This window comes from Synechococcus sp. WH 8016, from assembly GCF_000230675.1.
Taxonomy (GTDB): domain Bacteria; phylum Cyanobacteriota; class Cyanobacteriia; order PCC-6307; family Cyanobiaceae; genus Synechococcus_C.
Genome location: NZ_AGIK01000001.1, coordinates 34,489 through 52,219 on the forward strand (window position 1 = coordinate 34,489; position 17,731 = coordinate 52,219).

The following is a 17,731-nucleotide window of genomic DNA, read 5'->3' on the forward strand; positions in this document are numbered from 1 at the left end:
CTCTCCTTGGAGTGGTCCAAGGAAGGGTTAGCCCCCAGGAGATCATTCCTGTCGTGGAATGGGTTGCTCTTCTTGGGGCATCGAGCTCTGTTTCTCGAGAACGTCTTCACCGCCACCATTAACAGGCTCTAACCAGGAGCCAAACAGATGGCGCAAAATATCAATTAACTCCTGACTGGAACGGGTGAGTTGATCGGCATCCTTGAGCGACTCAACAACCAAAGGTTGGGTTTCTTGAATGAAGGATCGCGTGTCTTGCTCCACAGCCTCGGTCGATTGGCTTACGGCGTGAACATCTTTGGCCACGCTGGCGATCGATTCCCGCACCACGGGGGCCGCGGCTGTGACTTCCTTTTGCAACGACTCCGCAAGACGACGGGTGGAATGAAAGGCTGTGCTGATGCTCCCGTTTTCTGCTGTTAAGGCGGTGGTATTACGCAGCGTGAGATTCAGTAGTTGTTGAGAGCTGGCCAGCTCTTTGAGCAGGGCATCGATATTGATCGGTTCGTCGTAGCCGATTGTGCGGCCTTGTATCTCCTGGGCTTGTTCCCGTGGTCTGGGATCGGCAGTGATCACGAGATAGGGCTCGCCGATCAACCCCTCTTTGGCGAGACTTGCCTTGCTGGAAGGCCCGATCAGATGGGCTTTGTTTTCCTCAATCTTGAGCGTGACCTTCACGTCGCCTTGATCATCGAGATGCATCGTTCCCACTTGACCCGCCACGATGCCGGCAATGCGGATGTCTTCTCCGTGGTTCAGTCCATTGACGTCGCTGGCTTTGATGTAGATGTCAACAAACCGGGTGCCCCAGCGCTGCGCTTTGGCAAACCCCACGAGGACAAACACAACCAGCAGAAGGCCTGATCCCAGGAAGAGAAGACGGTCTTTTCGGTGTCCTTGTTGTCTGGGAGAAAGCGTCATCTGATCAATTCATTCATGGGAAGAATTTTGGTCACTAGGAACCAGATCAGCTTCAGGCCGATCCCCATCATCAAGCCTTCCATGAGCAAGTTGCTGACGATATAAGTCTTGCGATGGCCCTGACGCAGCGGCCCATCTGCCCTCCACTGACACCAGGCACAGAGTGCTGCAAGGAAGCCAGCTGAACGCAGGAGTGAGCGCAGCAATTCAACAAAGCTTGTTTTTGCCAACAGCGCGAACAGTTCTATCCCGAGTTCGCTGCGGGGGGTGATCAGGATGCCTGCCAGCAGAGAGGCGCTGAAAAACATCAGCATCAGCACGATGCCGATCAAGGCCGCTCCCGGAACGGAACGGCGCCAGGCGCGATGACCTGTTGATGCCACACGATCGATCCAGCGTGGGAGTAGAAGGGCCATCCCCAGCACACTCACCAGCAGCGGACCCATCAGCTCAAGCACCAGCAAACTGAGCATTTGCAAGCTCAACGGGCTGGATTCTTTGAGGGTGCCAGTGGAGAGTTGGATCACTCCCACTCCCACGGCGATGCCTGCAATCAGCACAGGACCGGCGCAGCGCTGACCATCGCGCTCTGCCACCAGCAAAATGGTTTTCAACTGGGACTGTTTGGCAATCACCCTTGCTGAATCACCGATGAAAAGTGACCCGACGTTATGAGAATGTCCTCCTTTTTGTCGGCTCGTGAGCTCAAATTTGTGAGCCTTTTATTGGGTTAATTCGAATCGAGACGAGGTCATAGCCGGGGACGATGCCTGCGCAGCCAGTGATGCATCACTTGTAGTGCATCTGCCCTTGGAATCTCACCATCCCAATGATCGAGGAGGTCGCGTCCCATCGGCGTGAGCCGCACCCGCTCTGTGAGCCCTTGGCCATCCACTTCGCGGCGAAGCACGCCCACTTGAATGAGCCAGATCAGATCGTCTTCCGTGCTCGAGCGAGAGAGAGGTTTGCGGCTGATAGCCATCCAATCCTTTTGGCTGCTGAGCTGGGTGCTGCTTCGGGCTTCGTGTTCTAGGTCGTCATAGAACGCGCGGCGAAAGGGAAGACAGCGCATGGCCTGACGTGCCCGCTTCAAGGCTCGTTCCGATACCAGGGTGGTGGATGAGGTCACGACCTTGCCGCTTCGGAGATCATTCTCTTCCCGCTTGATTCCGAGCGTGGCTGTGACCAGCATCAAACTGATCAAGGTTGCTTGTTTGTTGTGTTGCTGTTGGCATCCGCGTCTCCAGCCAGACGCCGTCTGTTGGAGCAAGCGCAGATCCCCCATCAGGTGAGGGTGAGCGGCGTGGATGAGGATCAGATTCAGCATCCTGATCCAGCCCAGTTGGTGCAGCTATTGGCGGAGGCCAAGGCATTGGCTGTGCAGCGGACCCTTGCCCAGAGTGCTGAGCGCAATCCCTTGATTACGGCCGTGCTCGGTTGTGATTCGGTGCTTGCGTTTGAGGGCGAGGTGTTTGGTAAGCCTGTGGATGCGAATGAGGCCGTCGAGCGCTGGCAACGGATGCGCGGGCGCTGGGCTGAACTGCATACAGGGCACTGTTTATTGCCCGCATCGCTGGCGCTTTCAAGAAATGGTTCAGCGGCTGAGATGCAGCGCACGTGTGTCACGACCCGTGTGCTGTTTGCCAATCTCACGGATGCGGAAGTGAAGGCGTACGTCGCTTCCGGAGAGCCGTTGCAGTGTGCTGGTGGTTTTGCGCTCGAAGGACGCGGTGGCTGCTGTGTGGAGCAACTCGATGGGTGTTATTCGAATGTGATCGGCCTGAGTTTGCCGCTGCTTCGACGCTGGCTGGCACTCTCCTGATGCCGTTGTCATTTTTCTCTTGTTGTAGCTAAATCAAAGACAGCTCTTGCGTCGCGACCATGATGAACTGCCTGCTTTGCCGCTGTTTTTCACTGCTGATTGTCACGGCAGGAGTGGCGCCTGCATTTGCTTTTGAACCCCTTCAAAAATCCTTTGACGCAACGCCTCAAGATGCATCCAGCGAGCTCAGCGTTGAAGAGGTGGATTTCTCCTCTGAAGACTTGAGGCAGGCGGAATCCTTAACAGTGACTCCAGCGGCTCCAGGGGAAAAGGGCCGCGCCCCTAAGGGGTATTCCCTGCTGGATGTTGGCTTCTGAGCTTGTCTTGAGGAGAGCCGTTTGTTTTGACGGCCAGTGTTTGAACAATGTTTGATCCACAATGCTTGTCAACAATGTGTGACCAATAAAAAAACCCTCACCTTGCGGCGAGGGTTGCGATCGGTGATCAGTGAATGATCAGTCGAGGTCAGGCATAGCCAAGGTGGGCTCGGCTTGACGATCGATTCCTTTTTCGAAACCAGCTGCAGCAGCGCGGGCGCGGCCTGCATGCCAGAGGTGACCAACAAGGAAGAAGAAGGCAAGGATGAACTGCGTCGCGGCGAGCCACTGACGGATGTTCACGAAGTTCACCGAGTTGGGCTCGGTGATGATGCCTCCAACAGAGTTGATCGACGCGTTAGGAGCGTGGGTCATGTATTCAGCGGCGCGGCGAACCTGCCAAGGCTGAATATCGTTCTGAAGCTTGTCGAGGCTTAGGCCGTTGGGTCCACGAAGGGGCTCCAACCAAGGACCGCGGAAGTCCCAGAAACGCATGGTTTCACCACCGAAGATGATTTCACCTGTTGGTGAACGCATCAGGTACTTACCAAGACCGGTTGGGCCCATGGCGGAACCGATGTTGGCTCCCATGCGTTGGTCACGCACAAGGAAGGTGAAACTTTGTGCCTGGGAGGATTCGGCGTTCGTTGGGCCGTAAAACTCCGAGGGGTAAGCGGTGTTGTTGAACCAGATGTAGGCCGAAGCGATGAAGCTCATGAAGCTCAGAGCGCCAAGGCTGTAGCTCAGGTATGCCTCACCATTCCAGATGAAGGCGCGACGCACCCAGCCGAAAGGCTTGGTGATGACATGCCAGATGCCACCGAAGATGCAGGTCAAACCGAGCCAGATGTGGCCACCGATGATGTCCTCCATGGAGTTCACACCGATGATCCAGCCTTCGCCACCAAATGGTGCGCGGAAGAGGTATCCGAAGATCACACCGGGATCAAGGGTGGGGTTCGTGATCAAACGAACGTCTCCACCACCTGGGGCCCAGGTGTCATAAACGCCACCAAAGAACATGGCCTTGAAGACCAGGAGCAGGCAGCCCACACCCAGAAGGATGAGGTGATAACCAATGATGTTGGTCATCTGGTTCTTGTCGCGCCAATCCTGGGAGAAGAACGTGGAGTAGTTCTCCAGAATTTCTGGACCACGAAGGGCGTGATACAGGCCACCGAATCCGAGCACGGCAGAACTGATCAGGTGCAGAACACCAACAACAAAGAAGGGGTAGAGGTTGGTGACCTCTCCGCCAGGGCCAACGCCATAGCCAAGGGTGGCCACGTGTGGGAACAGGATCAAGCCCTGCTCATACATCGGCTTGTCAAAGGTGAAGTGACTCACCTCGAACAGCATCATGGCGCCAGCCCAGAACACCATCAGACCAGCGTGGGCCACGTGGGCACCGAGCAGTCGGCCAGACAGGTTGATGAGACGAGCATTACCGGCCCACCAGGCAAAGCCGGTGGAGTCGAGGTCTTTACCGCCAGTGGCGATAAGACCGGAATTAAAGGGCGTTTCCACGGGGCAGAACCTCTTCAGGGAAGACGAAGTTTTCGTGCGGCTGGTCAGCCGGTGCCATCCAGGCACGCAGGCCTTCATTCAGAAGAATGTTCTTCGTGTAGAAGGTCTCAAATTCAGGATCCTCAGCAGCGCGGATTTCCTGTGACACGAAGTCATAGGCACGCAAGTTGAGGGCAAGGCCAATGATGCCGATGGAGCTGGTCCACAGGCCCATCACAGGCACAAACAGCATGAAGAAGTGCAGCCAACGCTTGTTGGAGAACGCAATTCCGAAGATTTGGCTCCAGAAACGGTTGGCGGTGACCATGGAATAGGTCTCTTCTTCTTGGGTGGGTTCGAACGCCTTAAAGGTGTTCGACTGTTCACCATCCTCAAAAAGAGTGTTTTCCACGGTTGCGCCGTGAATAGCGCAAAGCAGTGCACCGCCAAGAATGCCGGCCACTCCCATCATGTGGAAAGGATTCAGGGTCCAGTTATGGAAGCCCTGGAGGAACAACAGGAAGCGGAAAATTGCAGCCACACCAAAGGAGGGTGCAAAGAACCAGCTGCTCTGTCCCAAGGGGTACATCAGGAAGACACTGACGAACACCGCAATCGGACCGGAGAAGGCGATGGCGTTGTAAGGACGAATGCCGACCAAACGAGCAATTTCGAACTGACGCAGCATGAAGCCGATCAGTGCAAAGGCGCCGTGGAGAGCAACGAAAGCCCAAAGGCCTCCGAGCTGACACCAGCGGACGAAGTCACCCTGGGCTTCTGGGCCCCAGAGCAAGAGAAGGCTGTGACCCATCGCATCAGCGGGGGTGGACACAGCAGCGGTGAGAAAGTTGCAACCCTCGAGGTACGACGACGCAATGCCGTGGGTGTACCAGGAAGTTACAAAGGTGGTTCCCGTTAACCAGCCACCAATCGAAAGGTAGGCCGTGGGAAGAAGGAGAATGCCGGACCAGCCGACAAACACAAATCGGTCGCGTTTGAGCCAGTCATCGAGGACGTCGAACCATCCCCGCTGCGGCATGCGACCTGCAGCGATCGTCATGAGTTGAACGGTGCGGTTAACCCGCATGCATTGGGTTCATGGGGGACCTTAACAATCTTGTTGGGTGCTTCGGGGCTTAGATGGCCCAGCTGAAACCCGTTGTATAGGAATGCATCTTCTGGGTTTCTTTCGATTTGAGTCCTCGTTTCGTGGCAATGCTTTGTAGCGGGCTCAGCTGATTGGCTTTGCAGTCCAAAATGACCTCTGACTTTGGGCTTTGATGGCCGCTGATCTGCTCGAACAACCCGTCCTCGGCTCGCGCCGGCTTTCGAACATTCTCGTGGCCTTGATGGTCACGATTGGCGGTATTGGTTTCCTGTTTGCTTCTCTCTCCAGCTATTTGGGTAGGGATCTCCTGCCCCTCGGCCATCCCGCCGGCTTGGTTTTTGTCCCTCAGGGTCTCGTCATGGGGTTGTACAGCCTCGCAGCAGCCCTGCTCGCCACGTATCTCTGGGCCGTGATCACGATCAATGTGGGCTCAGGTAGCAACCGTTTTGATCGCTCCGCCGGTGTGGTGACCATCTCGAGGCGTGGATTTCGTCAGCCGATCAGTGTTGAAATTCCCATCAAGGACATTCAGGCGGTGAAAGTTGAGGTGAGAGATGGCTTCAACACGCGTCGCCGGGTTTCGCTGCGGGTGCGTGGCAGACGGGACATGCCCCTCACCCGAGTGGGTGAACCCCTGCCTCTGGCCCAGTTGGAACAGGACGGAGCTGAGTTGGCACGTTTTTTAGGTGTGAATCTCGAAGGACTTTGATCTTTTTCTCTTTTATGAAGCGCTCAATGATGCGGACGCTCCTATCCCTTGCGGTCTGCTTGCCCCTTCTGGTGGGTTGCTCCCAGTCCACGTCCACGTCAACGGCTTCCGTTCCTTCGGGTTGCAGCCAGGCCAGTAGTCCCTGTCTTCAAGGGAAGGCCAACGTGGAGCTCACAACCACCCGCGGGGTGGTCAAGCTTGAGCTCGATGGTGACGCGGCACCTGTAACAGCCGGCAATTTTGTGGATCTTGTTAAGAGGGGTGTGTACGACGGCACTGTTTTCCATCGGGTGATTCGTGAGCCCGTGCCTTTTGTGGTTCAAGGTGGCGACCCTGCATCCAGCGACGTCAGCACCTTGAAGTCTCAATACGGCCAGGGAAGTTTTATCGATCCAGACAGTGGTCAAGCCCGCTTCATCCCCCTCGAGCTCTCCTATCAAAATGAAGAGGAGCCCCGCTACAGCCGTCAGAGCACCAATCCCAGTGATTTGCAAAAGCTCAAGCTGAGCCACGATCGAGGGTCGCTTGCCATGGCTCGCTCCCAGTCTCCCGATTCGGCAAGCGCGCAGTTCTACATCGCTTTACGACCGCTGCCTGAGCTTGATGGCCGTTATGCCGTCTTTGGTCGCGTTACCGATGGCTTGGATGTTGTCGATGCGATCCAACAGGACGACAAGTTGATAAAGGCGAAGCTCCTGACGCCAGGCCTTTGAAAATCAGCCATCAAGCGGGCACACGCGCTCCGCTGATGGCTGATTTCAGCAATTCGGTGTTCACTCCTGAAGCCCGTTCCAGGGCTACCTTCCCGGTTCGGGCGATTTCCAAGATGCCGTAGGGAGCCATAAGGCGTTCTAGTGCCACCAATTTGCCCGGATCTCCCACCACTTCCAGGGTGAGCGCGTCATCGGCCACATCCACCACTTTGGCGCGGAAGACCTGCACCAATTCAAGAATGCCGCTGCGTTGTTCTGCTGGTGCGGCAACCTTCATCAGCATCAGCTCCCGTTCCACTGCAGGGATTTGCGAGAGATCGAGCACCTGGAGCACGTTCACCAACTTGTCGAGCTGCTTGCTCATTTGCTGAAGGGTGTGCTCATCGCCTTCCACCACCATGGTGAGACGCGATTGCCCGTTCGTTTCAGCAGGACCCACCGCCAAGCTGTCGATGTTGAAGCCACGTCTGGCGAACAGGCCGGCGATGCGGCTCAGTGCGCCGGATTCGTCCTCCACCAGGACGGACAGGGTGTGATTCATGCCCGTTGCTGTGCTTCCAGCGCGCTTGTTCTCCCTAAATTAAGGTCCAGCCAGCGCAAAAGCTCTTGATGGAAGTGTTCGGGGCTTTCATCGTGGGGGCAATGGCCACTGCCGTCGAGCACGCAGAGCTTCAGCCAGGAATGCTGTCTTTGAAGGTTTTGGCCAATCAGCAAAGGCACGAATCGGTCCTGCCGGCCCCAAAGCAACAGGAGGGGCAGGGGCCGATCCTGCTTGGCTAAACGCTCCAGCAACGCTGGTGCTGTGGCTCCGCGTGGACGTAAGGCCATGCCAACACTCATGGCGCGCAGGCTGCGTGCGGCGGTCCGGCGACGGGCTGGGTGGGCAATTAGCTGATGCAATTCCCGATCGGAGCGAATGGAGCGTGAATATGCCCCTTGGAGCCCCATGCGCAGCAGCGAGGTGCGGCTGATCAAGGGAACAAGAAGTTCGAGAGGGAGCAGGCGGCAGAGCAACGGAACCGCTGCATTCCGTAGCCGGCGACGGCGGGGTGACAGCCGCTGTGGCAGCGGCTTGATCAGGGCGGGATCGGGCAGCGGCGCCGCAACCACTGCCGTTGTTAATTCAGGCCGAAAGGCCGCGGTGGTGAGTGCGGTGAGACCCCCCAAGGAATTGCCCACCAAGACAGCAGGTTTTTGAACCACCTGTTCCACAAAGGCTGCCAACTGCCGCGCCCAAAGACGGTTGTCCAAGCGGATCTGGGGATGTAGCCCCGGTTGTTCAGAGCGACCGAAGCCGATCAAATCAAGTCCATAAACCCGATATCCAGCCCTTGAGAGCGGGGCCGCGTTGTGCCGCCAATGGCTGCTGCTGGCACCAAACCCATGCAGCAGAACCATCGCCGGGGCTTGGGGATCTCCGAGCACGCGCCAGTGACAGCGGTAGCTCTTCCAGGTCCAAATAGCGCTTTCGCCCCATTCGGCACCGTTGGAGGCAGGCTGGAGAGCGGTTGCGTGCACACGCCTGACGGAGTTGAACGCTCACTATCGCGAAGGGATGGCCACATTGCGGCCCGGGAGTGGTTTCTTTCGCCCCGACTCCAGACCGGCGAGAGATCTCTCCGTGTTGTTAGCCGCTTCCACCTTGGAGGGCGCCTCCAGAGAGCGTCCCCTGCGCTGGCTTGACCTCATGGCTGGCTGCGGGATCCGTTCGTTGCGCTGGGCCCTGGAGGCGCGAGGAGCGTCTCATCAGCCTGTGGAGCTCTGGGTGAATGACGCCGATCAAGAGCGTGGGCCGCTGCTGGCTGCCAATCTCGAACCGTTGCATGCCTGCGACGGGGTTGTGCTCAACCAGATCCATCAGCCGGCGGAGCGGCTGTTGCGTGAGGCCTATTTGGAGCACCGCTTCTTCGATCTGATCGATATCGATCCGTTTGGCTGCCCGAATGTTTTGCTGCAGTCGACGCTTCAGGCGATGCGGTTTGGAGGCGTGCTGTTGCTCGCGAGCACCGACGGTCGCTCTCCGACGGGGCATGACCGGTTTGCCGCTGTGCGTCGGTTTGGTGCCGCGGCTCGTGCTCACCCATCGAGCTGGGAGCTGGCGCTGCGTCTGCAACTGGCTGCTGTCGCCCGTGAGGCTTGGCTGCTGGGACGGGGCCTCGAACCTTTGTTCAGCTTCAGCGATGGCCGCACCTTCCGTGTGGCGGTGCGCATGCGCCAGCGCATCCGTTCCGGTGAGGAGCAGCAGCTGGGCTTCGTCGCCCGTTGTGAGCGCTGCGGGGATCAAGCGGTGCAAGCGATGTTGGACCTCCAGGGGTGGAGGCCCTGCGCCTGTACGGATGGCTGCGGACGCTGGGCGGTGAGTGGTCCGCTCTGGATCGGTCCGATTCAGAATGTTTCCGCGATCAACGGGCTCTTGGAGATCAGTGACCGCTTGGACGCAGGCTTCAATGCAGGGGTAAGCGCAGGGTTGAGCGAGGGGCGAGACCAGACCCTTGCTCCTCGTAGCAGGCGGATGTTGGAGGGGCTGTTGGCGGATCCCGGTCAACCGGCCTGTTGCTGGTCAACGGCTGAATTGTCTCGACGGTTTCAGCTCAAAGGTCCGCCGGCGATCGAGCCCTTGGTTGCCGCTCTGCGGGCCTCCGGGTATGGCGCCTGCGTGAGTGGAGTGATGGCTGGGCAGGTGCGAACCAATGCGCCTCTCGGCATCTTGTTACGACGATGCGCCGAATTCGGCGGGAAAGATCGTTAAATAGATGTTGATTGTGAATCCCGTTTCATGGCTTCGGAAATTTTCGGAATTGCTGTCGTGTTCTGGGTGTTGATTCCCGTGGGCCTCGCTGGTGGTGCCCTGCTTTTGAAACTTCAAGGCGACTGAAGGGCGCGGCAAGCCTTTGAGCCCTTTAGGCTCCTCGCTTGCAATGACTGACCCGATGCAAGTTCTGGTGGTTGGTGGGACAGGAACGCTTGGTCGTCAAATCGCAAAACAAGCGATTGATGCTGGCCACAAAGTGCGTTGCGTAGTGCGCTCACCTCGAAAGGCGGCCTTCCTACAGGAGTGGGGGTGCGAGCTCACACGAGGTGATCTTCTCGAGCCAGCCAGCCTCGATTACGCCCTCGATGGCATGGATGCGGTAATCGATGCTGCCACCAGTCGGCCAACGGATCCCAACAGCATTTATGTCACCGATTGGAAAGGCAAGCTCAATCTGCTTAGGGCTTGTGAAAAAGCCGATGTGAAGCGGTTTGTGTTCCTCTCCCTCTTGGGTGCGTCAAAGCATCGCAATGTCCCTTTGATGGACATCAAGCACTGCACCGAAAGACTGCTGGAGGAGTCAGACCTTGATTACACAATCCTGCAGGGAGCAGCGTTTATGCAGGGTGTGATCAGTCAGTTCGCCATTCCAATTTTGGAAAGCCAAACGGTCTGGGTGAGTGGAAGTCCCACCCCGATTGCCTACATGAACACGCAAGACATGGCGCGTTTTGCGGTAGCGGCCGTGGATCATCCAGAAACCATTCGCTGCTCCTATCCGGTGGTAGGGCCTAAAGCCTGGAACACCGGAGAGGTGATTCAACTCTGTGAGCTGGCGAGCTCAAGGTCAGCAAGGGTGTTTCGCGTTCCTGGGGCCTTGCTCAATCTGATGCAAAGCATCTGTTCGTTCTTTGAACCAGCCGTGAACGTGGCAGAGCGCCTTGCCTTTGCGGAAGTCACCGGTGGTGGTGGCTCCCTTGATGCCCCCATGGAGGCCAGTTATCGCGCCTTTGGCCTTGATCCCAACGAAACCACCCAGATGGAGGCCTATATCCGTGAGTACTACGACACGATTTTGAAGCGCCTCAGAGATATGGAGGCTGATCTGGACAAGGACGCCAAGAAAAAGCTGCCCTTCTAGGCACTTTAGTCAACGCATAGTGCGCTTGTACTATTTACCCGCTAGGATCGAGTCGTTTTCGGAGTGTTGTCATGTCTGTCGCCCAGGTTAAAAATCTTCAGCGACGGCTCGACAATCTCGCCCGAGAAGCGGAAACGGAGCTCAACCGTGCCTGTGGCCATGAGCTTTGGCAAAGCGTTGGCTTCGACGCATTTGATGGCATTGAAGATATCGATCGCCGCGCCAGCGCCAATTACTACTACGGGCAATGGCAAACCGTTCGTGAGCTTCAGGATGTTCTGAGCTAGGGGCTCTGCCTCTTTTGGGCTCAGTCCTGTCCAGAATGGGGAGCACGTACGCCCCGTTGCCGATGTCGTCTTGTTGCGGCCCCACTCCGTCTTCTCTCGATCAGACCCAGGCGGTAGAGGACCGGTACGGTGCTGCCGCAGCGGAACAGGAGGCCTGCCTTTGCACGCCAGTGGCGTTCGATCCCTCCTTGCTGAAGCCCATCCCCCAGGAGGTGGTGGAGAGGGACTACGGCTGTGGGGACCCCACCCGTTGGGTGCGGTCTGGAGATGCTGTGTTGGATCTCGGCAGTGGAAGCGGCAAGAATGCCTTTATCTGTTCGCAGGTGGTTGGGCCGACAGGCCGCGTGATTGGTGTGGACCGAAATGCGGACATGTTGGCCCTCTCGCGTTGTGCTGCACCCGTGGTGGCAGAGCGAATTGGCTACGCCAATGTTTGCTTTCTCGAGGGTGCCATTGAGGCGCTGGATGCCACCAATGCTCAGGGAGAACCCCTGGTCGCTGATTCCAGCGTGGATGTGGTGCTAAGTAATTGCGTGCTGAATCTGGTGAACCCATCGGCACGCGAGCTGTTGCTGCAGAACATTCGGCGCGTGTTGCGCCCTGCCGGCCGCGTTGCGATCAGCGACATCGTTTGTGATCGCCCGGTGCCGATGGATCTTCAGCAGGACGCCGAGCTTTGGAGTGGCTGCATCAGCGGGGCCTGGTTGGAGGAGGCGTTTCTGGAGGATTTCCGAGCGCTAGGGCTTGAGCAGGTGCAATACGCAGAGCGTTCTGAGACGCCCTGGAGGGTTGTTGAGGGAATCGAATTTCGCGCGGTCACGCTCACCGGTGCGTTGCCGAGCGGCTAAGCAGTCGCTGTAGGCGCTGATCTTCCGTGCGGGTGACCTCTCGCCACTTCCCAGGATCGAGGCCTTCGAGGCTCAAACGTTTGTCCCCATCCATCAAGTCAATGGAATGACGAATCAACCGCAGTGTGGGGAGACCCACGGCTGCGGTCATCCGCCTGACTTGGCGGTTGCGTCCTTCGCGGAGTTCAAGACAAATCCAGCAGGTTGGAATCGAGCGGCGTTCGCGAATCGGCGGCTGGCGATCGCTGATTGCCTGTGTCTCGTGCTCCGCCAGCAGCCTTGCTTTGGCAGGACGGGTCAGGCGCCCTTGAATCATCACTCCTCGCTGAAGTTGATCCAGCTGGCGATCGGTAGCGCAACCCTCCACTTGAACCCAATACTGCCGCCAATGGCCGAAGCGAGGATCGGTGAGGCGTTGCTGCAGCCGACCGTTATCGGTGAGCAACAACAGGCCTTCGCTGTCGGCATCGAGGCGCCCAGCAGCGTAAACATTGGGAATGGGGACCCACTCAGCGAGACATCCCCAGCGACTTTGAGGTTCAGGTGTGAACTGACTCAGAACCCCGTAGGGCTTGTGGAGCAGCAGGGTCAGTTGTGCGCTCCAAAGCAGAGCAGAAGGGCTTCTCCCCAGCTGGAGGCGTTGTTGAGATGGTCGTCGTGAAGGTGCTTGGTCTTCTCTGCTTGCATCTTCATCAGGGTGGCTTGGTTGAAAACGTGCCCTTTTTCGGAGGCAAGATTCACAACGTGGGCCGGGGAGGGTGCCTGGCGAACCTGTTCCCGCAGCTGAGAATCAGATTGAACCAGGGATGTGAACGCAATCAGAGCTGATTCAGACACAGAAGCACTGCAGAACTTGTCAACAAGCTAATTCGCATTTTGACGGTTACGCCAGAGATTCACAGCGCCGATAGAAATAAGCAACAGGCCCAGGTCGAGGGAAAGCGGGGGGAGCATCAAAGGGGCTGTTAGCAGGGGCGTTGACCCTAAAGAGAGTGAGGGCGCAATGGTGGAAATGCGTTGGAGGTGGCCTTCTAAACTGGTGTCAATGACGACGTTGACCTTGGCGCATGATTGAGACCTCGGGTGTGATTGAAAAAGAGCAGGGGAACGGGTTTTACCTCGTAACCCTGGAGCAGCCCGCTGGTCACCAGTGCCTGTGCCGTGCCGCCGGAAAGCTCACGAAATTCCGCATCAAACTGCTCGCAGGCGACAAGGTTTTGGTGGAAATCAGTCCCTATGACCTGACCCGTGGTCGGATTACCTACCGCGAGCGCAACGCCGGCGCACCGGGTGGACGTCCAGGTGGTAATCGTCCTGGTGGCCCACGCCGCCGTTAACCCATCGGTTTTTGGCTTATTGGCCCTTGAGAAGGGCCTCGATCGCCCCCTTGAATTCACTGCGCTGTTTCACCCCGCGCCATTGCTGCTGGAGCGACTTGTCAAAAAACAGTTGGACCGTTGGGGTGCCGTTAACGCCTGCCTGTTCGGCAATCTCCTGATCGGCTTCGATGTCAATTTCAACGCCTTGAGCCTGTCCATTCAGCTCTGACAACACCCGTTTGAGTTGCGGCTTCAGCACATGACAGGGGCCGCAGCTTGGGGAGCTGTAAATCACGAGCAGGGGCTTGTTGCTGTCGTGATAGAGCTTGCGCAGCGCATAACTGCCTTTTTGCCATTCAGCGCCGGCGTCATAGGTGGCTTCTGTTGTTGCTTCGATGGCTTGCGGTGCCGTGGCTTTTTGCGGTTCCACTTGCTCACGACGAACAAGGGTGGCCAAGTCGTGGTGGCTTAACCAGCGCTCTGCGGCAAGCGCCGCTTGGCAACCACTGCCTGCAGCCGTAATCCCTTGGCGCCATTCCGCGTCAGCGACGTCACCCGCTGCAAACACCCCCTCGAGGGAGGTCTCGGGTCTGCCGGGTTGGGTGACGAGATAGCCGCGGGGATCGCAATCCAGTTGGCCTTTCAAGAGCTCGGTGTTGGGCGTGTGACCGATGGCATAAAACATGCCACGTACAGCCAGTGTTTCTTCCTGGCCGCTGTCTCGATTGCGGAGGCGGAGGCCGTTCATCCAGTCCGTTCCTTCCACATCCACCACCTCGGTGTTCCAATGCACCGTGATTTGGGGATTGGCTTGAACGCGATCAGCCATGGCGGCGCTAGCCCGTAAGCGCTCCGAACGCACCAATAGGTGCACATGACTGCCGTATTTGGTGAGATACACCGCTTCCTCACAAGCGGAATCTCCACCGCCAACCACCGCCAACTCTTCATTGCGGAACTGGGGAGTTGCGCCATCGCAAATAGCGCAGGCACTGATTCCCTGGCTCCAGAAGCGATCTTCGCTGGGTAATCCCAGGCGGTTGGCACTCGCGCCAGTGGCGATGATGATCGATTGGGTTTGGATCGTCTCGCCGTCCGCCTGAATGGTGTAGGGACGTTGGCTCAGGTCGATGACGTCAGCATCGGCTTCGAGCAGGTGAGTGCCCCAGCGCTCCGCTTGCGCCTTCATGAGATCCATCAGATCGGGGCCAAGGACCCCATCAGGAAAGCCTGGGAAATTTTCAACATGGGTGGTGGTCATCAGTTGACCGCCGGGGATGCCTCCGCGCTGAAACCCAGTGATGAGCAGCGGATTGAGGTTGGCTCTTGCCGCGTAAATGGCTGCCGTATACCCAGCCGGGCCGGATCCAACAATCACTAAATTCTCGCTCACGCCCATGGCTTATGCGTATTGAGTATGAGTTGAATCTAAACGGAACCTCTTGGCGATCGCTCCGTTTTTATTGCGAAGCGCCGTGAAATTTCCGGAAAAAGATGTGCCGCAAGAGCAAGATTTAATAATTTATTCAGATTTCGACCGAGTCTTCCGCCCCTTCCTCGAGGTCAAGACCTTTTTGGTTTTTTGAGATTTTCCCCACGCTCAGCACAGATTCAGCGAACAGTTCCGGACTTTCCCCGATACATGTGATCCATTCTCTGAATTCTTGGGTCAGGGCGTAGCTGTCCTCATAGCGCTCAGCGCTGTCCAGAGCATTGATTCTGGTTGTTGCCCAGCAGGTGGCAACACTGACTCGTCGTTCAAGTGCTGCGTCCATGACTGACTCCCAGATAGAGACCACATTGCCTGTTGGAGAGCCAACATCGTGTGTGATTTCGCACAACGTCGCATTTTTTTTTCTACAGAGAAGTTTTCATTGATGCAAAAAATTGGGTAATTCGGGGGTTCTGAGTCGAATGACGGCACCGGCGCCATCGTTAACGGCCTCCAAGGGCAGGCTTGGACCTCTCCACGCACCGGACTGCAGCGGGTCATCGGCATCCACCTCCTGCGGTTGCGCTTGAATTCGATAGGGCTCTGAGAGGGACCAACTGCGCGCGTAGCTCATCAGCAAGGGGTCTGCTGGAGCAAAGACATAGGAAGGGTCTCTTGGCACCGTTTCTGTAGCCGCCCTGATGTTGCACATCCGAACGGCTCGGGTGATGCCCTGCACGAAGCGACTGCGGGTCACAACAGTGGTGAGATAGGCGACAACACGCAACCTGGGGGCGTCGAAGCCTTCGGCGCACATGTCGATGCTCACAAGCCAGTCGGCACCTCCCTCTTGAAAGTTGCTGAGTCGCACAGCGGCTTCGGGGTCTTGTGAATGCACCAGGTCCACCCGATCACCCTGTTCTCTCAGCAGGGTGCTGATCGAGCGGGCGTGAGCAATGTCTTTGGCGATCACAAGACCACCCGCGCCCGGGTGCTGTTCACGCACCTGCTCCAGCTTGCGCCTGGCTCTGATCAAAAGTTGCTGAGCAATACTGCTGCTGTCGGATAGACGGATCGCCCGGCGCAAATTGCGTGCTCTCCAACTTTCACGCACCTCCTCAGAGAGTGGCGAGACATCGCGATCAGGCTTCCCCTCACGGCTGTGCTCCACCCAACCGTCTTGAAAGCGAAATTCCAGTGGTCGCACATCGCCCGCTGCAATCAGCTCTCGGGGTTCAACGCAAAGGTCAGGGCTGATCTGTTCCACCAGCTGCCCTCCTTCTTGGATACGGATCCGTCTCGCGGCACAAAAGGCGAGATTATCGGCTCGAAAAGGTGTTCCTGTGAGCCCCAGCCTCAGACGCGCCTGGCTGCTGAGCTCTAGAAAGGTGCGTCCCCAGACGGGACCATCGGGTTCATCCGGGTCCACCCCTAGATGATGCGCTTCGTCCGCAATCGCGAGCAGTTCATCACCCGCCCATGACTCGAGCGCCTGTTTAAGCCCCTGCAGCTGACTCGCCGCCCCTTGATAGGTGACGATCCAACCATCGGCATTTTGGATGTTTTGAGAATGGGTGTTTTGGGATTGAAGCTGGGCGCTTGATTCACTCCAGTCTTCGAGGCGAAGCCCCAGCCGCTCTGCTGATGAACGCCATTGGCTGAGGATCGATGTGCGGTGACACATCACCAAAAAGCACTTCAGCTTTCCCTCTTGCTGCATGGCTTGGAATCCGAGCAAGGCCCCCAGGGTCTTGCCCGCACCAGGTCCCGCATGGATCAGGACATCGCGTCCGTGGCTTGCTTCCGGATCCAGTCGTCTGCGGAGCAGCTGAACGAGTTGCTGTTGCCACTGACGGGGTTGGATCCTGCTACGCGAGCCGTCTCCTGGGAGCTGAAACGAAGGACGTGCGATCGGTCAGCCGCGAAAGTTAGGTCTTTCTAACCATTCCATCCGTTGATGCCACCCTTAGCTTCCAGCCAACAGCTCTTGGGGTTTCCGGCCCCCTGCCGCCATGGCCAAAAGCCGTCCTCGTTACCGATCCAATCCTGATCAGCGCCAACAGCTTGAACATTGTTGGCCGCTGGAATGCGACATCGATCCCTTGATCCTGCGCCTGCGTTGGTTGCAGCACCAGAGGCAATGGCCCCTGGTGCAGGCGGTTGAGCAGGAGCTCCTTCCGTTGTTCTGACCCGCCTCGATCCCCTTAATTAAAGAGATTCGCTGTGGTTGTAGAGCAAGCGCTCTACTTCCATTAACCCTGCTTCTGCAGCGGTTTGGGCCCGTTGCGCATCGCCGCCAGCGGCATTGGTGAGCTGGGCGACCACCCGCTCCACCATGGCGGTCTTTTGGTCTTTGATCATGGCCAGAATTTCGCCTTCGATCAGCTGACGCACGGCGTTGCTGCGCAAATGATCATCGGAGGCTTCGTCAAAGGTTCCCTGGACGAGCTCTTGAATAAACAGACGGTGCACTTCACTGCTGCGCAGGAAGCTTTCGGTGGCGTTGATCATTCCATCCACCAGGGTCCGATCCGGCTCGGCCTCTGTGTCGGACTGTTTGTTTTGCAATTTGAATTCCCAATCCAGGTGGCGTCGTTGCCAGCCCGCTGCGTGCAAGCTGGGCATCACCGATTGAGAGAACGTGTCTACGGACATTTCGTAGATCCGTTCCGCGAGGCGCTCACACCATTCCCGACCGTGTTCGGCAAGAAGTTCTTCCATGGTGTGGCGATTCACTGCATGCCCGCCGTGATGGCTATGGCAAACGCCATCGGGACATTCGATTGCGGAGAGACCCATGTGCTTATAGACAGAATCCTCTGATTAGCCACAGCTCCTTCCTTAAGTCAGCTTCTA

At 57.5% G+C, this 17,731-nt stretch carries 24 protein-coding genes; 11 read left to right on the forward strand and 13 right to left on the reverse strand.

Annotated elements, in window-relative coordinates; genetic code table 11:
- Nucleotides 1–42: 42 nt before the first annotated feature.
- The 3 genes from SYN8016DRAFT_RS00215 to SYN8016DRAFT_RS00225 all read right to left on the reverse strand — a co-directional run bounded on the left by SYN8016DRAFT_RS00215 (nucleotide 43) and on the right by SYN8016DRAFT_RS00225 (nucleotide 2,113).
- Nucleotides 43–921 (reverse strand): MlaD family protein, encoded by an 879-nt coding sequence (locus SYN8016DRAFT_RS00215; protein WP_006852187.1) that lies wholly within the window; start codon nucleotides 919–921, stop codon nucleotides 43–45.
- Entirely contained in the window at nucleotides 918–1,556 is a 639-nt protein-coding gene (locus SYN8016DRAFT_RS00220) for a hypothetical protein (protein ID WP_006852188.1), read from the reverse strand. The genes SYN8016DRAFT_RS00215 and SYN8016DRAFT_RS00220 overlap by 4 nt, the downstream gene beginning before the upstream one ends.
- Before the next feature lie 116 nt (nucleotides 1,557–1,672).
- Nucleotides 1,673–2,113: an Npun_F0494 family protein gene (locus SYN8016DRAFT_RS00225; RefSeq protein ID WP_006852189.1), complete on the reverse strand. Its 441-nt coding sequence runs from the start codon at nucleotides 2,111–2,113 to the stop codon at nucleotides 1,673–1,675.
- Between the two features lie 27 nt (nucleotides 2,114–2,140).
- Between SYN8016DRAFT_RS00225 and SYN8016DRAFT_RS00230 the strand changes: the two genes are divergently transcribed.
- Both SYN8016DRAFT_RS00230 and SYN8016DRAFT_RS00235 read left to right on the forward strand, forming a co-directional pair.
- Nucleotides 2,141–2,743: a nucleoside triphosphate pyrophosphatase gene (locus SYN8016DRAFT_RS00230; RefSeq protein WP_006852190.1), complete on the forward strand. Its 603-nt coding sequence runs from the start codon at nucleotides 2,141–2,143 to the stop codon at nucleotides 2,741–2,743.
- 62 nt (nucleotides 2,744–2,805) lie between these two features.
- Nucleotides 2,806–3,060, forward strand: a complete 255-nt coding sequence (locus tag SYN8016DRAFT_RS00235; protein ID WP_141561295.1) for a hypothetical protein — start codon at nucleotides 2,806–2,808, stop codon at nucleotides 3,058–3,060.
- A gap of 138 nt (nucleotides 3,061–3,198) precedes the next feature.
- Here the strand turns inward: SYN8016DRAFT_RS00235 and psbC are convergent, their stop codons facing one another.
- Complete coding sequence (psbC, locus tag SYN8016DRAFT_RS00240; protein ID WP_006852192.1) at nucleotides 3,199–4,587, reverse strand: photosystem II reaction center protein CP43; 1,389 nt, start codon at nucleotides 4,585–4,587, stop codon at nucleotides 3,199–3,201.
- The gene (psbD, locus tag SYN8016DRAFT_RS00245; protein ID WP_006853965.1) at nucleotides 4,571–5,626 is read right to left on the reverse strand and encodes a photosystem II D2 protein (photosystem q(a) protein); all 1,056 of its coding nucleotides are present in this window, start codon (nucleotides 5,624–5,626) and stop codon (nucleotides 4,571–4,573) included. The genes psbC and psbD overlap by 17 nt, the downstream gene beginning before the upstream one ends.
- Nucleotides 5,627–5,846: 220 nt before the next feature.
- Between psbD and SYN8016DRAFT_RS00250 the strand changes: the two genes are divergently transcribed.
- Both SYN8016DRAFT_RS00250 and SYN8016DRAFT_RS00255 read left to right on the forward strand, forming a co-directional pair.
- Nucleotides 5,847–6,383, forward strand: a complete 537-nt coding sequence (locus tag SYN8016DRAFT_RS00250) for a photosystem I assembly protein Ycf4 (RefSeq protein ID WP_006852194.1) — start codon at nucleotides 5,847–5,849, stop codon at nucleotides 6,381–6,383.
- Nucleotides 6,384–6,397: 14 nt separating this feature from the next.
- Complete coding sequence (locus SYN8016DRAFT_RS00255) at nucleotides 6,398–7,096, forward strand: peptidylprolyl isomerase (protein WP_038013014.1); 699 nt, start codon at nucleotides 6,398–6,400, stop codon at nucleotides 7,094–7,096.
- A 10-nt stretch (nucleotides 7,097–7,106) separates the two neighbouring features.
- On the opposite strand, the gene ilvN is transcribed toward SYN8016DRAFT_RS00255, so the two are convergent.
- Both ilvN and SYN8016DRAFT_RS00265 read right to left on the reverse strand, forming a co-directional pair.
- Nucleotides 7,107–7,637, reverse strand: a complete 531-nt coding sequence (gene ilvN, locus SYN8016DRAFT_RS00260) for an acetolactate synthase small subunit (RefSeq protein WP_006852196.1) — start codon at nucleotides 7,635–7,637, stop codon at nucleotides 7,107–7,109.
- Complete coding sequence (locus tag SYN8016DRAFT_RS00265) at nucleotides 7,634–8,614, reverse strand: alpha/beta fold hydrolase (RefSeq protein WP_006852197.1); 981 nt, start codon at nucleotides 8,612–8,614, stop codon at nucleotides 7,634–7,636. The genes ilvN and SYN8016DRAFT_RS00265 overlap by 4 nt, the downstream gene beginning before the upstream one ends.
- Before the next feature lie 37 nt (nucleotides 8,615–8,651).
- On the opposite strand from SYN8016DRAFT_RS00265, the gene SYN8016DRAFT_RS00270 reads away from it, so the two are divergent.
- The 5 genes from SYN8016DRAFT_RS00270 (at nucleotide 8,652) to SYN8016DRAFT_RS00290 (ending at nucleotide 12,124) form a co-directional block, all read left to right on the forward strand.
- Complete coding sequence (locus SYN8016DRAFT_RS00270) at nucleotides 8,652–9,845, forward strand: N2,N2-dimethylguanosine tRNA methyltransferase (protein WP_006852198.1); 1,194 nt, start codon at nucleotides 8,652–8,654, stop codon at nucleotides 9,843–9,845.
- Between the two features lie 27 nt (nucleotides 9,846–9,872).
- On the forward strand, nucleotides 9,873–9,971 hold the full coding sequence (gene petM / locus SYN8016DRAFT_RS00275; RefSeq protein WP_006852199.1) for a cytochrome b6-f complex subunit PetM: 99 nt from the start codon (nucleotides 9,873–9,875) through the stop codon (nucleotides 9,969–9,971).
- Nucleotides 9,972–10,026: 55 nt separating this feature from the next.
- The gene (locus SYN8016DRAFT_RS00280; protein WP_038013019.1) at nucleotides 10,027–10,989 is read left to right on the forward strand and encodes an NAD(P)H-binding protein; all 963 of its coding nucleotides are present in this window, start codon (nucleotides 10,027–10,029) and stop codon (nucleotides 10,987–10,989) included.
- Nucleotides 10,990–11,060: 71 nt separating this feature from the next.
- The gene (locus SYN8016DRAFT_RS00285) at nucleotides 11,061–11,276 is read left to right on the forward strand and encodes a hypothetical protein (protein ID WP_006852201.1); all 216 of its coding nucleotides are present in this window, start codon (nucleotides 11,061–11,063) and stop codon (nucleotides 11,274–11,276) included.
- A 35-nt stretch (nucleotides 11,277–11,311) separates the two neighbouring features.
- Nucleotides 11,312–12,124 carry a methyltransferase domain-containing protein gene (locus SYN8016DRAFT_RS00290; protein WP_006852202.1) on the forward strand — a complete coding sequence of 271 codons (813 nt, stop codon included), beginning with the start codon at nucleotides 11,312–11,314 and terminating at the stop codon, nucleotides 12,122–12,124.
- Here the strand turns inward: SYN8016DRAFT_RS00290 and SYN8016DRAFT_RS00295 are convergent.
- Together SYN8016DRAFT_RS00295 and SYN8016DRAFT_RS00300 are read right to left on the reverse strand one after the other, a co-directional pair.
- On the reverse strand, nucleotides 12,099–12,755 hold the full coding sequence (locus SYN8016DRAFT_RS00295) for a pseudouridine synthase (protein ID WP_371212437.1): 657 nt from the start codon (nucleotides 12,753–12,755) through the stop codon (nucleotides 12,099–12,101). The genes SYN8016DRAFT_RS00290 and SYN8016DRAFT_RS00295 overlap by 26 nt on opposite strands.
- Nucleotides 12,713–12,961 carry a Nif11-like leader peptide family natural product precursor gene (locus tag SYN8016DRAFT_RS00300; RefSeq protein WP_006852204.1) on the reverse strand — a complete coding sequence of 83 codons (249 nt, stop codon included), beginning with the start codon at nucleotides 12,959–12,961 and terminating at the stop codon, nucleotides 12,713–12,715. The genes SYN8016DRAFT_RS00295 and SYN8016DRAFT_RS00300 overlap by 43 nt, the downstream gene beginning before the upstream one ends.
- A 230-nt stretch (nucleotides 12,962–13,191) precedes the next feature.
- On the opposite strand from SYN8016DRAFT_RS00300, the gene infA reads away from it, so the two are divergent.
- On the forward strand, nucleotides 13,192–13,461 hold the full coding sequence (gene infA, locus SYN8016DRAFT_RS00305) for a translation initiation factor IF-1 (RefSeq protein ID WP_006041809.1): 270 nt from the start codon (nucleotides 13,192–13,194) through the stop codon (nucleotides 13,459–13,461).
- A 16-nt stretch (nucleotides 13,462–13,477) separates the two neighbouring features.
- On the opposite strand, the gene trxB is transcribed toward infA, so the two are convergent.
- The 3 genes from trxB to SYN8016DRAFT_RS00320 form a co-directional block, all read right to left on the reverse strand.
- The gene (trxB, locus tag SYN8016DRAFT_RS00310; protein WP_006852205.1) at nucleotides 13,478–14,842 is read right to left on the reverse strand and encodes a thioredoxin-disulfide reductase; all 1,365 of its coding nucleotides are present in this window, start codon (nucleotides 14,840–14,842) and stop codon (nucleotides 13,478–13,480) included.
- Between the two features lie 127 nt (nucleotides 14,843–14,969).
- Nucleotides 14,970–15,218, reverse strand: coding sequence for a hypothetical protein (locus tag SYN8016DRAFT_RS00315; protein WP_006852206.1), 249 nt, complete (start codon nucleotides 15,216–15,218; stop codon nucleotides 14,970–14,972).
- 96 nt (nucleotides 15,219–15,314) lie between these two features.
- Nucleotides 15,315–16,739 carry a DEAD/DEAH box helicase family protein gene (locus tag SYN8016DRAFT_RS00320; RefSeq protein ID WP_071778010.1) on the reverse strand — a complete coding sequence of 475 codons (1,425 nt, stop codon included), beginning with the start codon at nucleotides 16,737–16,739 and terminating at the stop codon, nucleotides 15,315–15,317.
- 148 nt (nucleotides 16,740–16,887) lie between these two features.
- On the opposite strand from SYN8016DRAFT_RS00320, the gene SYN8016DRAFT_RS15450 reads away from it, so the two are divergent.
- A complete protein-coding gene (locus tag SYN8016DRAFT_RS15450) occupies nucleotides 16,888–17,064 on the forward strand; it encodes a hypothetical protein (RefSeq protein ID WP_006852208.1) in 177 nt (58 codons plus the stop codon).
- Between the two features lie 19 nt (nucleotides 17,065–17,083).
- Here the strand turns inward: SYN8016DRAFT_RS15450 and SYN8016DRAFT_RS00325 are convergent, their stop codons facing one another.
- Nucleotides 17,084–17,674 (reverse strand): hypothetical protein, encoded by a 591-nt coding sequence (locus SYN8016DRAFT_RS00325; protein ID WP_006852209.1) that lies wholly within the window; start codon nucleotides 17,672–17,674, stop codon nucleotides 17,084–17,086.
- Nucleotides 17,675–17,731: the final 57 nt, after the last annotated feature.